14 protein-coding genes and 1 pseudogene are annotated in these 13,767 nt (G+C 64.8%); 8 read left to right on the plus strand and 7 right to left on the minus strand.

Annotation, left to right across the window (positions count from 1 at the left end):
* Positions 1 to 32: 32 nt before the first annotated feature.
* On the minus strand, positions 33 to 1,286 hold the full coding sequence (gene fmdA / locus ACZ46K_RS25480; RefSeq protein WP_464745436.1) for a formamidase: 1,254 nt from the start codon (positions 1,284 to 1,286) through the stop codon (positions 33 to 35).
* 39 nt (positions 1,287 to 1,325) lie between these two features.
* Positions 1,326 to 1,616, minus strand: a complete 291-nt coding sequence (locus tag ACZ46K_RS25485; RefSeq protein ID WP_464745438.1) for a zinc ribbon domain-containing protein — start codon at positions 1,614 to 1,616, stop codon at positions 1,326 to 1,328.
* 159 nt (positions 1,617 to 1,775) lie between these two features.
* Between ACZ46K_RS25485 and ACZ46K_RS25490 the strand changes: the two genes are divergently transcribed.
* On the plus strand, positions 1,776 to 2,735 hold the full coding sequence (locus ACZ46K_RS25490) for a pseudouridine synthase (RefSeq protein ID WP_464749471.1): 960 nt from the start codon (positions 1,776 to 1,778) through the stop codon (positions 2,733 to 2,735).
* Between the two features lie 104 nt (positions 2,736 to 2,839).
* Here ACZ46K_RS25490 and ACZ46K_RS25495 read toward each other — a convergent pair.
* Positions 2,840 to 3,001 (minus strand): annotated as a pseudogene (locus ACZ46K_RS25495) (hypothetical protein); the annotation flags it as partial.
* Positions 3,002 to 3,295: 294 nt separating this feature from the next.
* Between ACZ46K_RS25495 and ACZ46K_RS25500 the strand changes: the two are divergent.
* Together ACZ46K_RS25500 and ACZ46K_RS25505 are read left to right on the plus strand one after the other, a co-directional pair.
* Positions 3,296 to 4,888, plus strand: coding sequence for an ABC transporter transmembrane domain-containing protein (locus tag ACZ46K_RS25500; RefSeq protein ID WP_464745440.1), 1,593 nt, complete (start codon positions 3,296 to 3,298; stop codon positions 4,886 to 4,888).
* Positions 4,885 to 6,783, plus strand: coding sequence for an ABC transporter ATP-binding protein (locus ACZ46K_RS25505; RefSeq protein WP_464745442.1), 1,899 nt, complete (start codon positions 4,885 to 4,887; stop codon positions 6,781 to 6,783). The genes ACZ46K_RS25500 and ACZ46K_RS25505 overlap by 4 nt, the downstream gene beginning before the upstream one ends.
* Positions 6,784 to 6,813: 30 nt before the next feature.
* On the opposite strand, the gene ACZ46K_RS25510 is transcribed toward ACZ46K_RS25505, so the two are convergent.
* Complete coding sequence (locus tag ACZ46K_RS25510; protein ID WP_464745444.1) at positions 6,814 to 8,061, minus strand: DUF4303 domain-containing protein; 1,248 nt, start codon at positions 8,059 to 8,061, stop codon at positions 6,814 to 6,816.
* A gap of 112 nt (positions 8,062 to 8,173) precedes the next feature.
* Here ACZ46K_RS25510 and ACZ46K_RS25515 point away from each other — a divergent pair, with 112 nt between their 5' ends.
* The gene (locus ACZ46K_RS25515; protein WP_054805170.1) at positions 8,174 to 8,566 is read left to right on the plus strand and encodes a DUF4259 domain-containing protein; all 393 of its coding nucleotides are present in this window, start codon (positions 8,174 to 8,176) and stop codon (positions 8,564 to 8,566) included.
* 20 nt (positions 8,567 to 8,586) lie between these two features.
* Here the strand turns inward: ACZ46K_RS25515 and ACZ46K_RS25520 are convergent, their stop codons facing one another.
* Positions 8,587 to 9,156, minus strand: coding sequence for a helix-turn-helix domain-containing protein (locus ACZ46K_RS25520; protein ID WP_464745446.1), 570 nt, complete (start codon positions 9,154 to 9,156; stop codon positions 8,587 to 8,589).
* Positions 9,157 to 9,338: 182 nt separating this feature from the next.
* Here ACZ46K_RS25520 and ACZ46K_RS25525 point away from each other — a divergent pair, with 182 nt between their 5' ends.
* The 3 genes from ACZ46K_RS25525 (at position 9,339) to ACZ46K_RS25535 (ending at position 10,780) form a co-directional block, all read left to right on the plus strand.
* Entirely contained in the window at positions 9,339 to 9,875 is a 537-nt protein-coding gene (locus tag ACZ46K_RS25525; RefSeq protein ID WP_054810164.1) for an SAM-dependent methyltransferase, read from the plus strand.
* Positions 9,876 to 9,911: 36 nt separating this feature from the next.
* Entirely contained in the window at positions 9,912 to 10,412 is a 501-nt protein-coding gene (locus ACZ46K_RS25530; RefSeq protein WP_054805169.1) for a DinB family protein, read from the plus strand.
* A gap of 161 nt (positions 10,413 to 10,573) precedes the next feature.
* A complete protein-coding gene (locus tag ACZ46K_RS25535) occupies positions 10,574 to 10,780 on the plus strand; it encodes a hypothetical protein (RefSeq protein WP_464745449.1) in 207 nt (68 codons plus the stop codon).
* A gap of 100 nt (positions 10,781 to 10,880) precedes the next feature.
* Here ACZ46K_RS25535 and ACZ46K_RS25540 read toward each other — a convergent pair whose 3' ends face one another.
* On the minus strand, positions 10,881 to 11,675 hold the full coding sequence (locus ACZ46K_RS25540) for an ABC transporter ATP-binding protein (RefSeq protein ID WP_054805167.1): 795 nt from the start codon (positions 11,673 to 11,675) through the stop codon (positions 10,881 to 10,883).
* Entirely contained in the window at positions 11,668 to 12,903 is a 1,236-nt protein-coding gene (locus ACZ46K_RS25545) for an MFS transporter (protein WP_054805166.1), read from the minus strand. The genes ACZ46K_RS25540 and ACZ46K_RS25545 overlap by 8 nt, the downstream gene beginning before the upstream one ends.
* A 188-nt stretch (positions 12,904 to 13,091) precedes the next feature.
* On the opposite strand from ACZ46K_RS25545, the gene ACZ46K_RS25550 reads away from it, so the two are divergent.
* Complete coding sequence (locus ACZ46K_RS25550) at positions 13,092 to 13,754, plus strand: FadR/GntR family transcriptional regulator (protein WP_464745451.1); 663 nt, start codon at positions 13,092 to 13,094, stop codon at positions 13,752 to 13,754.
* The last annotated feature ends 13 nt before the right edge of the window (positions 13,755 to 13,767 follow it).

A 13,767-nucleotide genomic window follows, 5' to 3' on the forward strand; every position in this document is an offset into this window, starting at 1 on the left:
AACATAACTCCTGGTGTTGCGTATCACGTGACTCACGCAGGAGAACGCGGCGCCCCCATACCCGGGTCGATCCGGACCGGACCGTCCACCGTCGGCGACAGCGGGAAGTCGAAGATCGCAGTCGGAAGATAGACTGTGGCACAGGAATTGGGGATGTCCACGACTCCGGACAGTCTCCCCTCGATCGGTGCGGCACCGAGGAGAAGGTACGCCTGCTCCGGGCTGTATCCGAATTTCGTGAGATATTCGATGGCGTGCAGGCATGCCCGTTGATATGCCAATTGCGAATCGAGATAGCGCTGTTCACCGTCGAGGGTCACCGATGTACCCGAGAACGCGAGCCATTCGGAGAACTGGGGGTCGGTGTTACCCGGCATGAAGATCGCATTCTCGCTCACCCCGTAGGTGTCCATTCCACCCGGGATGAGGTCGACGCGCAGATCGATGAAGCCACCCATCTCGATGGCGCCACAGAAGGTGATCTCGCCGTCGCCCTGCGAGAAGTGCAGATCGCCGACCGACAGGTTCGCGCCGTCGACGAACACCGGGTAGAAGATCCGGCTGCCTTTGGTCAGGTTCTTGATGTCCTGGTTGCCGCCGTTCTCGCGGGGCGGGGCGGTGCGTGCACCTTCCGCCGCGACACGGTCGAACTCCGCCCCGGTGAGGCTGCCCAGGATCGCGCCGTTCGGCTCCGGCGGTAGCGCCAGCGGCGGCACCCGATCGGGGTCGGTCGCGATCAGAGCCGCCTCACGGGTGTTCCAGGTGGACAAGAGATCGTGCGACGGAGCCGTCCCCATCAACCCCGGATGCACGATGCCGGTGAACGACACGTGCGGAATGTGACGGCTGGTGGCCTTCTGGCCCGAAAAATCCCAGACTGCCTTGTAAGCGTCCGGGAACTGGTCGGTGAGGAAGCCGCCCCCGTTGGGCTTGGCGAAGATGCCGGTGTAGCCCCAGCCCTGTCCCGCCAGCGGGCCCGAATCCTCCTGCGGGATCGGGCCGAGGTCCAGAATGTCGACGATCAGGAGGTCACCCGGTTTCGCGCCCTCGACCGCGAACGGCCCCGACAACGCGTGCACCGTGTGCAGCGGCGCGTTGCGGATGTCGTCAGCGGAGTCGTCGTTGTGGATTTCCCCGTCGAACCATTCCCGGCAGTGCACCCGGAACGACTCCCCCGGCTTCAGCGTGGCCACAGGCGGGATGTCGGGGTGCCAACGGTTGTGGCCGATCTTGTCCTGATCGGTGAAGCGGCGGGTCGAGTCGAGGGGAAAGACGACGTCGGGCACTGGACCTCCTGGGTCGATCGATCTCGTTCAAGGGCGCGTTCAAGGGCGAGGTAGCAGCCGATGCCTCGGGTCGGTCGAGACCGGACGCGACGACCGCCGCGGGCCACTGGGGAGCGCACCCGATACGACGCCCGGATCGGACGCAGTGCGCGCTGTAGCGTCGTGAAGGCGCATCGCGGTAGACGCGCCGCGACCGAGACGCGCCGCGGTGATCGCGCGGGACGCTTGCTGCCCGCACGAGGGGCACGCAGTGGACGGCCCGACTTCGCTCATAGGCATGGACGCATCGAACAGACCGCACTCGGCGCACCGGAAGTCGTACAGCGGCATCGGTATCGACCTTTCGAATCGATCGGCTGCCGAAACCGTAACCGACCGGCCTGTTCTGCGCGCCACGTCGACGAAATTCGTAACTCCCGGGTAACCCCGTCGCAATCGGTCCTGCCGGCCATCCGCTCAGTCGTCGATGGGAGAATCGACCCCGTGCCGATGCCTTCACCGCTCCCCGTCAGGAATGGGGTCGGACCGACTCGTCTGAGTGTGCCGGCCTCCGGTCCGTGGTCGACGATCGCCGAATACGTGGTCGCGAGGTTCGACCATATGGACGCCGGCACCCTGTATCAGCGGTTCGACGAGGGCGAGATCGTGGGGGCCGACGGCGGTCCGATCGACCGCGACACGATCCTGGGCACCCACCGGTTCATCTGGTACTACCGCGAACTACCTGCGGAAGATCCGGTGCCGTTCCACGAGAAGATCCTGCACATCGACGACGACCTCGTTGTCATCGACAAACCACACTTCCTCCCCACCACCCCGGGTGGGCGGTACCTACACGAGTCTGCACTCGTCCGATTGCGGATCCGTCTGGACAACCCCGACCTGACACCCATTCATCGACTCGACCGCGCGACGGCCGGACTGGTGATGTTCTCGACCCGCCCTGCAACGCGCGGCGCCTATCAATCGCTGTTCGAGAAGCGTCGGGTCGCGAAAGTCTACGAAGCGGTGTCGGCGCGACCGGCAGACTGGAATCCCGACGCACCGATACTTGCGGGGCACGCGCTTCCCATCATCTATCGGAACCACATCGAGGCCCGTAGAGGCGAGTTGCGAGTGGTCGTCGACGACGCCCGAGAACCCAATTCCGAGACCGTGATCGACGTGCTCGGGACCGGAGTGAGTACCTCCGGACGCACTGTGCTCCATACGATCCTGCGCCCATCTACCGGGCGGATGCATCAGCTGCGGGTCCATCTGGCGGCACTCGGAATCGGGATCCTGGGCGACCGTTGGTATCCCGACCTTCTACCCGAGTCTCCGGACGATCACTCCCTGCCCCTCCAATTGCTCGCGCGGGAACTGGATTTCACCGATCCTCTGTCAGGGCATCTCCGACGGTTCGTCACCGGCCTGGCGTTGAGTGAAGCACCTCTTACGGAGCATTGAGGCACTGCCGCACATATTTTCCGGTGACGCCGTAGGCAGCGAGGAACATGTCGATGAGTCCGTCGATGATCTGTTCGTCGACCGGCCAGGAGCAACCGGTAATAGAGCGCTCCCGCGAGCACCTCGGCGGGGATCGTCAGGTCCACGCCAGGCTCGAGCTCTCCATGTTTCTGGGCGAGTCTGATGCGGTCTGCCGGGTCAGCACTTCTCCGCGGCGCCGCGGCACCGCGGCGCCCGCAACTCCGGCGACGGTTGCTCTCGCTCATTCACGCCCCATCGCATCGGCACGCACCGTGCCGTTGACGGCAGCTGACCTCCGGGCGCACACTCTGCCGGCAGCTCGGAGGCCCCTGCGACACAGACCTCCACGGAGAAACAGCCGACGAGATCATCAAGGCGCAGGACCGGCACCTACGCGAGTCCGTTCGCGGCGGCAACACCGATCACGCTCGGCACACGAACAGATGAAGAAACGGTGGAAGCGCCCGTTCAAAGCCCAGAACGGCTTCGCCGGATGTGACCACAGTCTTTACTTCGCCTACAAAGTAATATCGTCTCCTATGCCTAACATCCCTCACTCTTCTGAGCAGGAGAGTGTCGTCGACTACTCGGCGCTACCCGGGCCGCGTGCGCAAAAGTCCAAGATGCCCGCGCTCGATGCGCGGGCATGGACGCTGAAGGTGGCGCTCTCGCAGCGCCCGTGGAGCTTCGTTGCGTCGGCAGGCATGGCAGCCTCGTTCGTCTGTAACGGTCTGACGCCCGTCGTGGTGGGCAAGGCCGTGGACGAAGCCATCGCGACCTCGTCACTCGGCCGATTGGGATTCTGGATCCTCGTCCTGGGTTGCCTGTTCGTGGTCGCGATCGGCGTGAACTGGATCGCGCGCTTCATGCTGATCCGTAGTCAACAGCTGGTCAGCCATGATCTGCGCACCATGGTCACCGATCGAATCCAGGATCCGCGTGGGTTCGCCGGCCGCGAGCGCACCGCAGGCGGATTGTTGTCGATCGCGTCGTCCGACACCAACCGGGTCGGCGACATCGTGATGATGACGGTCATGCCGGTGGCCGAGGCCGCCGCCATCACCTACGGCGCCGTCATGATGTTCACCATCAATCCCTGGCTGAGCCTGGCGACCCTCATCGGTGGCCCACTCCTCGTGGTCGTGGCTCTTGGGGTGGCCCGCCCACTGCAGAGCCGTTCGATCACGCGTCAACATGCGATCGCGCAGGCCGCGGCCACCGCCACGGATGTGGTGCAGGGCTTACGCATCCTCAAGGGACTGGGCGCCATCGTCACCGTCCGCGGTCGATATGACGAGGTCTCCGACATCGCTTACCGCAAAACCGTTCATGCCGACGCCGCAGAGGCGCGCCTCAACGGCGCCACCGAGGCCGCCGGCGCGATCTTCGTCTCCGCCCTCGGCATCGCCACCGGCGTGCTTGCACTCAACGGGCATGTGTCCATCGGCGAACTCATCACTGTCGTCGGCCTGACGCAGTTCCTGATCACCCCGATGACGATGTTCGGCAGGAACCTCGCCTCGCGCTGGGCCTCCGCCGAGGCATCCGGGCGGCGCATCCGCGAGGTTCTCGGAGCGGACTTCGAGCGCACCAGCGAGGTCGACGCGGCCGAGGCCACCCGGTTCATGGCGACCCTGCCGACCGGTCTCACCGTCGTCCGCGGTACCGATCACGAGCTGATCGCCCGAGTCGAGTCGCTGCCCCGAACCAGAGTGATCGTCGTCCCGCACGCGGCCGACCTGTTCGACGGCAGTGTCGCCGACAATGTCCACCCCGACCGGGCCACGGCCGAGCAAGCACTCCGCGTCGCCTGCTGCGACGACATCCCGGAAGGCCCCGACAAGCGCGTCGGCGAGAACGGGCGGATGCTGTCCGGCGGTCAGCGCCAGCGCGTGGCCCTGGCGCGCGCAATCGCCTTCGACCCCGAGCTCCTCGTATTGCAGGATCCGACCACCGCGGTGGACTCGGTGACAGAACAGAACATTGCCGAACAGGTGTCCCGACACAGGGCGGGCAAGATCACGCTGATATTCAGCGAGGCCCCTGCATGGAATGCTGTGGCTGCCCACCACCTGAGCGTGGAGGACCTGAAGGCAACAACGGAGGATCTGCTGGCGGGGGCAACTCGATGAGTCAGTCGACGAGTACGAGCGCACCTGCCAAGTCCGACACAGCCCTTCGGTTCCCCCTGGCCACGCCAGGTCAAGTGCGGCGCGAAGTGGCACGTGAGCTGGGTCGGATACCCCACGCGAAGCTGTGGTTCCTGCTCGCACTGGTGCTACTCGGCCTCGGCGCGTACGCCGGTGTGCTGATCCCTCAGTTGATGGGCCGGATCGTGGACCTGGTGTTGGACGACGCCCAGCACTCTCTGTGGCCCATCGGCGCAGGTCTGATATCCGCCGCGATCGCCGGCGCGGTCCTGAGCGCCTCCGGCTTCTACCTCGTGGCACGGCTGTCCGAGCGCGTGATCGCGAACCTGCGCCAGGACATGGTCGGCACCGCCCTCGGGCTGCCCACCCACCGAGTCGAGGATGCCGGGACAGGTGATCTGGTCAGCCGTTCCACCGATGACGTCGCCGAGCTGTCGGCCGCCGTCACCGAGACCGTGCCGACGTTGTCCACCTCGCTGTTCACAGTCATTGCCACCGTCATCGCCCTGTTCACACTGGACTGGCAGTTCCTGATCGTCCCGGTCATCGTCGCGCCGGTGTACTTCCTCGCTGCGCGCCTCTATCTCGCCAAAGCACCCCAGCGTTATGCCGACGAACGCGCCGCGATGGCCGAGCGTGCCCGTCGCGTGTTGGAAGCCATCCGAGGTCGGGCAACGGTGCGGGCGTTCTCGATGGAAGAGCGCATGCACACCGAGATCGGGAATGCCTCGTGGAGTGTGGTCCGCAAGGGTATCCGGGCGCGCACCACCATGCTCGTCCTCAATGCCTGGATGCTTGTTGCCGAGTTCCTCATGCTGGCAATCGCGCTGTCGGTGGGATACCACCTGGTGTCCACCGGGGCTCTCACCGTCGGTGCCGTCACCGGGGCGGTTCTCATGATCATCCGGCTCCGTGGACCTCTGAACACGTTCATGCGCGTGCTCGACGTCGTGCAGTCCGGGTATGCCTCGCTGGCGCGTGTCGTGGGCGTGGTCACCGACCCGCCGATACCGGTGCCCGACAGCGGTGTCGATGCTCCGCAGGGCCGCGTGGAGTTGCGCGGCGTCAGTTTCAGCTACGGCGATGCCTGGGCAGTACGCAACATCGACATCACCATCGACCCGGGCGAGACCGTCGCCGTCGTCGGGGCGTCCGGAGCCGGAAAGACCACGGTGGCAGCGTTGGTGGCGGGATTGCGCGTACCCGATGCGGGTGAGGTGCTCGTCGACGGGTACCCCGTGTCCGCACTGTCCGACCGTGAGCGCATCGCCCGGCTCGCCATGGTCAGCCAGGAGGTGCACGTCTTCTCCGGAACCCTGCGCCAGGACATGACTCTCGCCAAGCCCGATGCCACCGATGCAGAACTCATCGCAGCACTCGATCTGGTTCATGCGCGCTCGTGGTTCGACCGGCTTGCTCAGGGCCTCGACACGGTGGTCGGGGCCCGGGGCATCCAGCTGGATCCTGTGGCCGCGCAGCAGCTGGCACTGGCTCGCGTCCTGCTTCTCGACCCGGCCGTCGTCATCATGGACGAGGCGACTGCCGAGGCGGGCTCCGCTGGGGCGGGGGCGTTGGAGGATGCAGCCGACGAAGTGACCCGTGATCGTTCGGCCCTGGTGGTGGCGCACCGCTTGGACCAGGCCTCACGTGCCGACAACATTCTGGTCATGGATTCGGGTCAGGTCGTGGAGCAGGGCACCCATGACCAGTTGCTCGCTCGTGGTGGGATCTACCACCGATTGTGGTCCGCATGGACTGCCGGTCGGAACGAGATCAGCAACGTCGGCCACGGTACCGCGGTCACGGACGAAGTCGGTGGCTACGCTCGAGATAATGATTCCGACCCTGACCTCACGACCACGGGCATGAGGGCATAGCTCAACCGGCTTACCGACGCGTCACTCTACTCACTCGCGCACCAGCCATCCGAGAAGGTCGCCGGTGACGAACTCACCGACCTTCTCGATATGCTCGGTGAGCGCACCGTGATCGACGAGGTAGACATCGGAGGCATCACCCCCCTGTGCGGGATCGAAAACGTTTCCCGTGGCACGCATGAGATATCCCCTGCCGCCGCCGTCGTCACCGATCAGCACCCATTCCGGGCAGTACTCGGCCGCTTCGTAGGTTTCGTTGCGTTCCCTGATCGAGTGCGGCCCGTATATCGCAGTACCGTCCAGCAGATACAGCCCGGGCGTCCTCCGCCACAGGCGCGCCATCGTCACGTTCGGAGGCGGGGCGAGTGGTTCCGAAACTTCCGCGAGTTCCGCGGTCGCCACCGGGTCGGGATCCAGCAGTGGCAGCTCCGCCACTGTTGTGAGCCACTCATCGAGCAATGGCCCGTCGGGGTTCAGCCGACGAGCGAAACCCACGTTCATGTGATCGGGCGGCGTGACTTCGACTGTGAGCAGAACGGATTCACGGTCTGCCCCCGTACCGAAGAATCCATCGATGTCCAGAATGCGCAGCGCTTCTTCCAACGTCGCAAGGTGATTCGCGTGGGCGACGACTAACTGTGCGTCCTTGCTTATGATGTCGCGGTCCATCGCGAAAAGACCGTCGTCCTCGTACAATTCGATGACCGACCCGAAATGGTCGTCGTAGCCCCACACCGCGTACGGACTCGCCGCAAGATCCCATCGATCCACACCGGACCGAGCATCGCCTTCTGCAGAACCCACCATCAGGTAAGGCGGCGCAGGAGCACCGGCGTCTGCCAGACCGACGACATGGAACGTCTCCGGATGCGTCGCGCGGAGTTCTGACAAGGCTGCGCGCGTTGCCTCCGCGATCACCTGCGCCGCACGCAGGTTCGCGATCGGGCGAGTCCGGAGGGGTTCCGGAATCTGGGGTGCGAGGATCTGTCGGAGTGTGGCGAGGTCGATCTCGTTCTCGCGCGACGGCGCCTGCTCGTCCACGCACTCATGAATGGAGAACTGTGTGTCGGCCAGGATGTCCGCCGCACCGAGGAGCACACGGGACACAGCGAGATGGTTGTTGCCGAACACTGCCTCATCGAGCAGTGGTCGCCGGGCCGCGAAGCACTCACGGACCTCGGCGACACCGATGCCGAGCAATTGATGCAACTCGAACGCCTGCCGAATCGGCAGGGTGTCGTCGACGACGATGCTTATCCGCGTCTCGCTCGTATCCATATCGGCATTCTCCTTCGCGGACCCCTGATTCCGCCATGCGGATTCCTGCATCCTCCAGCTGGTCGAGCACCGTGACTGCCGGACCTTCGCCCTGATCGACTATGTTCCTTCCATGGGAGCGTGGGGATACGGGCCGTTCGAGAACGACGGCGCAGGAGATCTCCTGGCGGCGATCCGCCACGGCGATTTCTCGTTCCAGAGTGTGGAGTGGGCGTTCGAAGACCCCGACTATCTCGAAGTCGACGGCGGGCAGATCGCGATCGCATTGGCCGCGCTGGTTCGGGTCACACACGGCGAGGTCCCCGCACCGACGGAAATCGGGGCTGCCCAACTCGAGAGTTTCACCGCGCAATTGGACCCGCAGCGATTGGCATGGATCCAGGCGCAACTCGACCGGTCGCTGTCCGACAGCGAGTCCTCCGAAGTGCGTGAACTATGGGAAGAGACAGACGACTTCAGCAATTGGCTACAGTCATCGCGCGCTTCCCAGCCTTCGACGGAGTGATCGCAGGTTCATCCATCTGATCAGACGTCAATCACGTGGAGGCGTTCACCCTGCACGCCGTAGAGTGCAATGATCTCGGCGGGCCGGTCCTCGCGAGCGTTCGCGATCCAATGCGGGGTCATCGTGTCGAACTCCGCAGCTTCACCGGCTTCGAGGACAGTTCGCTGATCGGACAGCGCAAGGGTGACCGCGCCTTCGAGAACGTAGAACCACTCACGCCCGGGATGAGTGTTGTATTTCAGGGGGCCTGCCTTCGCGCTCGGCGGGTAGATCACTTTGAAGCCCTGCAGTCCTCCGGCATGGACGCCGAGTGGCACGAAGGTCAGGCCGTGCCTGCGGACGGGCTTGAGGTGAACTCTCGGGTCGCCGACGCGGGGAGCCGCGACAAGCTCGTCCAGGGGCAGCCCATAGACTCTCGCAAGAGGTAGAAGTTGCTCCAAGCTGGGGCGCACGAGCCCCCGCTCCAACCTGGAGATAGTGCTGGCCGTGATCCCGCTGCGCTCGGCGAGTTCGGCCAGGTTCAGCCCGAGCGCCTGACGGAATCCCCGCAACCTCGGCCCAACCGCGCTGAGTACCTCGCCATCATCCATATTCCCCTGCTTTCCGGACAACGATCGCCGTTGCAATTCTGCAAAGTTGTTGGCGTATTTCGCAACAGGGCTGCGAGTGTAGATCAGGTGACCCGACGACAACAGGAGCATTCGTGACCACCGCTACATCCATCTGCTCTGTGCCAGGTAAGGGCCCCGCACCAAACACTCGTCTCGTTGAGATGACCTCTGAACTCACCCCGGGACAGGCCCTGGAGCTGGGCTGCGGCAACGGTGGCGATGCGCTCTGGCTCGCCCAGCGCGGCTGGAAGGTTACCGCGCTCGACATCTCTGCGACATCGGTGGATCGGTTGACGCACAATGCCCAAGCGGCCGGCTTCGAGGATCGGATCACCGCGACCCGGACAGATCTCAACCAGGGGTTGCCTTCCGGCGAGTTCGACCTCATCAACGCCCACTATCTGCATGCCGTGCCCAGCCTGGACCGCACCGGGCTCTTCAGAATCGCGGCCCACGCCCTGCGGCCCGGAGGACATCTCCTGATCGTCGACCATGGCTCGACCGCTCCCTGGTCGTGGAATCGCGACCCCGATGTGCACTACCCGAGCCCGCACGAGGTCAACGCCGACATCGATCTCAACCCCTCGACATGGCAGGTCCTCATCGCCGACGCCCGGCAACGCATGGCGACCGGCCCCAACGGGAGCACCACCGAGGTCACCGACCACATCCTGATGATCCGGCGCACCGAGCGCTGACGCCGAAGAACCTGACACTCTCGAGGACGAGCTTTCATGACCGCACCCCGACGGCGCTCACAACGTCGCGATACACCTCCGCCGAAAACCGGAAACACTGAAGCCGAAGTACTTCGTGGTTTCCTCGACTATCTCCGAAATTCAATCGCAACCAAGGTGGAGACCACGCCCGAGCCTGACGTCAGAACCGCCCAAGTGGTGTCGGGAACGAATCTCCTTGGGTTACTCAATCACCTCACCCACGTCGAAGAATCAATCTTCCTCGGCCACCGGACCACCGACTGGCCGGCGACGTTCCGGTGCGCCGCAACGGATACGCGCGAAGACGTGGTTGCCCGCTACCGCTCTGCGGTGGAGCAAGCCAACGCGGTGCTCGACACGTGTGACGACCTCTCCGGGCCCGTTCCCCATGCCGGCAGTGACCGTCCAGGCCCTAGCACACGCTGGGCGCTGACACACATGATCGAAGAGACCGGCCGCCACGCCGGACACGCAGACATCCTCCGCGAACTCATCGACGGAACCGCGGGAAGATAACGAGACTCGCGCCCTGTCTCGATAGCGTGCATCGATGGTCTTACGAAGGAGGCAGCACCGCTGATGGATCACAACATCACGACACATGGCGTCGAGACGTTCGGCGTGCTCACCCCGTGGTCAGAGATCACTGCGATCACACTTATCCGCGAAAGGGACTGGTGCACGAGGGCGCGACGATCATGCAGGCCCATTGGATGATCGTTATCGACCTCGCGACGGGCGACTTCCTCGAAATCACCGAGGGGATCCCGAGCTGGGGCACGGTGGTGGATGGACTTCAGCAACACTGCGCGCTGCTGGTCGACGACCTCAATGGACTGATCACAGAACCCTACGCGGGCGAGACGGTGCTCTGGTTCGCCTGACTGACCGCCCCCTTGTTCTGGAGACCACGGTGCATGAGAAGCCCCCGCACCAATCCTCGAGCGAGTAGCAAGCGTCAACCGCCATGCGCATCCGGAACTTTCAGCTCCTCACGAGCGCTCGTGCCTGCCAGCGACCAGCACGGTGCTCGATCGCGATCGGGTGGTTGAAGCATTCGCTCACCAGCTCGGTCGTCAGGACTTCTCGGGCTAGGCCGGCTGCATGCACCTGACCGTGTTTGACCAGCAGGGCGTGCGTCGTCGTTGTGGGGAGCTCCTCCAAGTGATGGGTCACCAGGATGGTGGCGAGGCCTGGTCGTGCGTGGTGCAGCTGGTCGACTGTGGTGAGGAACTGCTCGCGAGCGGCGACGTCGAGTCCCGTGGAAGGTTCGTCCAGCAACAGGAGCGGAGGATCAGACAGCAGTGCACGCGCGATGAGCGCGCGCCCGCGTTCGCCCTGCGACATCGTCGGCCAGGTGGCAGCCTCGAGGCCAGCGAGTCCGAGCATGTCGATCAGCTCGTCGACACGAGCCTGGGTGGCTGCGTCGGCGATCCAGCGAGGCATCAGCTCGGTCGTGCCCGTCGCGCCGGTGAGGATCACTTGGCGGACGGTGAGCGGCGAGCTCAGCGGGTGGCGTGGGTTGACATGTCCGATGGACTCCCGCAGTTCCCGGATGTCCACACGACCGAGCTTGCGGCCGAGGATGTGCACGCTGCCGCGGGTGGGGTGTTCAACCGCCCCGCACATGCTCAAGATGGTGCTCTTGCCGGCTCCGTTCGGGCCGATCAGCGCCCATCGCTCCCCCGCGCGAACAGTCAGGTCGATGGCAGTGAGGATCTGTCGGGATTCCCGAACGAAGTCGACGGTCTCGAGACGAAGGATCTCCCGGTCAGTCATGGGCGCTCTCCAATTCAGTGGTCTGACTGTGCGTCTCGGGGCTCTCTGCAGAAGTGTTCCGGCGTTCTTCGAGGATGAACGAGAGCCCGAAGCCGGCCACGAGTAGCGCAGCGACGATCACGAAGACCGACTGCACGCTTGCCCGGTCCGCGATGGACCCCAGCAACGGGCTCACCAGCCCACCCAGCGAGAGCGTCAGCCCCAAGGTGACGCCGCTGGCCATGCCGATCCGGTTCGGCAGGTAGGAATGCGACAGAGTGATCTGCGCAGCGAACGGCAGGAACAGGCTCGCCCCCAACATTGCGGTCGCGACGATGACCACCACAGGCGATGGGGCGAGCACGATCGCGATGGTCGAGACAGCCGCCAGCAAATATCCGGTACGGACAACACGCAGCCTCCCGAAGCGGTCCGCGAGCCAGCCTCCGGCGAGGGTCCCCACCGCGCCGGCTGCCGGGAACACGGACAGCGCGATCGACGCGAAGCCGGTGGTCACGTCGAACCGCTGGATCGAGTACAGCGAGATGAAGGTCGAGGTGCCGACGTACGCGACCGACCACGTGGCCAGCACCGCGGTCAGCCAACCGAAGGCACGCCAGTCGTCCGGGATCGACACCTTGGCAGCTGCAGGCACTGGATCGGCGGATACTGTGCGCGAGAACAGGTTCCGCCATGAGACCATGGCGTACACCAGCCCGAGTACCAGCGCGGGAATGACGAGGAAGCCTGAGCCTGACAGGCCGAAGGTGCCGACGACGAGGATCACTGCCGACGGAGCAAGCGCCACACCGACATTCCCTCCGACTGAGAACAGGCTCATCGATCCGCTGGTGCCGCCACCGAGTTCGCGGGCCTCCATCGTCGCCGCCGGGTGATACGCCGCGACGCCGATACCCGAGATGGCCACGACGATCCAGACGGCCGCATAGGAGTCGACCACGATGCCGCTCAGGGCAATACCCGCTCCGGCGGCGAGGAGCCCCGCGAGACTCATCCAGCGCATCCCGTAGCGGTCGCTGAGGTATCCGAACATCGGCTGGGCGACGCTCGACAGCGCAGTGGCCGCCAGGGTGATCCCTGCGACTGCGGCATAGGAGTACTCCGCATGGAGCACGAAGAACGGCAGCAGCGCTGCGACCGCGCCGGTGTAGAAGTCGTTTGCCGCGTGGGTGGCGGTCAGTGCCCACAGGCCAAACCTGTCGCGAGTATGAGGTGGGGACGTGCTCATGTGCTTCTTTCGATCTGACGCGCGCAAACATGGCGCGCAGGAAAGCGAGGAGACCGGCAGAGGTGAAATCACTCCGCGAGCAGGGTGGCCGGTCGGGTCAGCCCCTGCTGCGGCGACGAAGGACAAGTCGCTGAGGCATGGGCTAGACTCTACACAACTTCTCAGACAAGTAGCGAAGTAGAGGATTCATGGCACAGGTGACACGCGCCCCGCTCGCAGAGCAAGCGGCAGATCTGCTTCTCGAGCGAATCCGCGCCGGCGAGTGGCCGCTCGGGTCGAAGCTCCCCGGGGAGAACACGTTGGGCCCGCAGCTCGGTGTCGGCCGCTCGACGGTGCGCGAAGCCATCCGTCGCCTCGCAGGACAGGGCGTCCTGGCGACTCGTCAGGGGGCCGGCGTCTTCGTGGCTGCACTCGATGTGGTCGAGGACTGGAGTGCGGCACTGCGAAAGGCCGACATCAACTCGGTGATCGAAGCTCGCATCGCGATCGAAGTCGAAGCTGCTGCTCTCGCTGCCGAACGTCGCTCTGCCGCGGAGTTGCGCGCCATGAAACGAGCCGGGGACGAGCGCGACGCGCAGAGAACCGACATTGAAGCGCACGTCGACGCGGACATCGCGTTCCATCGAGCGATTGTCACAGCGGCGCACAACCCGATTCTCGTCGACTTGTTCGACAGCTTCACTCCACGCAGCCGGCAAGCCATGATCGACCTCTTGCGCCTGCGTGGCGAGTTCGGAAGCGATGCCGACCAGCACGCGCACACCAGCATCCTTGATGCGATCGCCGACCGCGACGGTCAGACAGCGTCAGCGCTGGCGCGGGAGCACTTGCTCACACTGAAGATGGGGTGAGGCATAGCCGCCT

The sequence above is a fragment of the Rhodococcus sp. JCM 9793 genome (assembly GCF_055380405.1).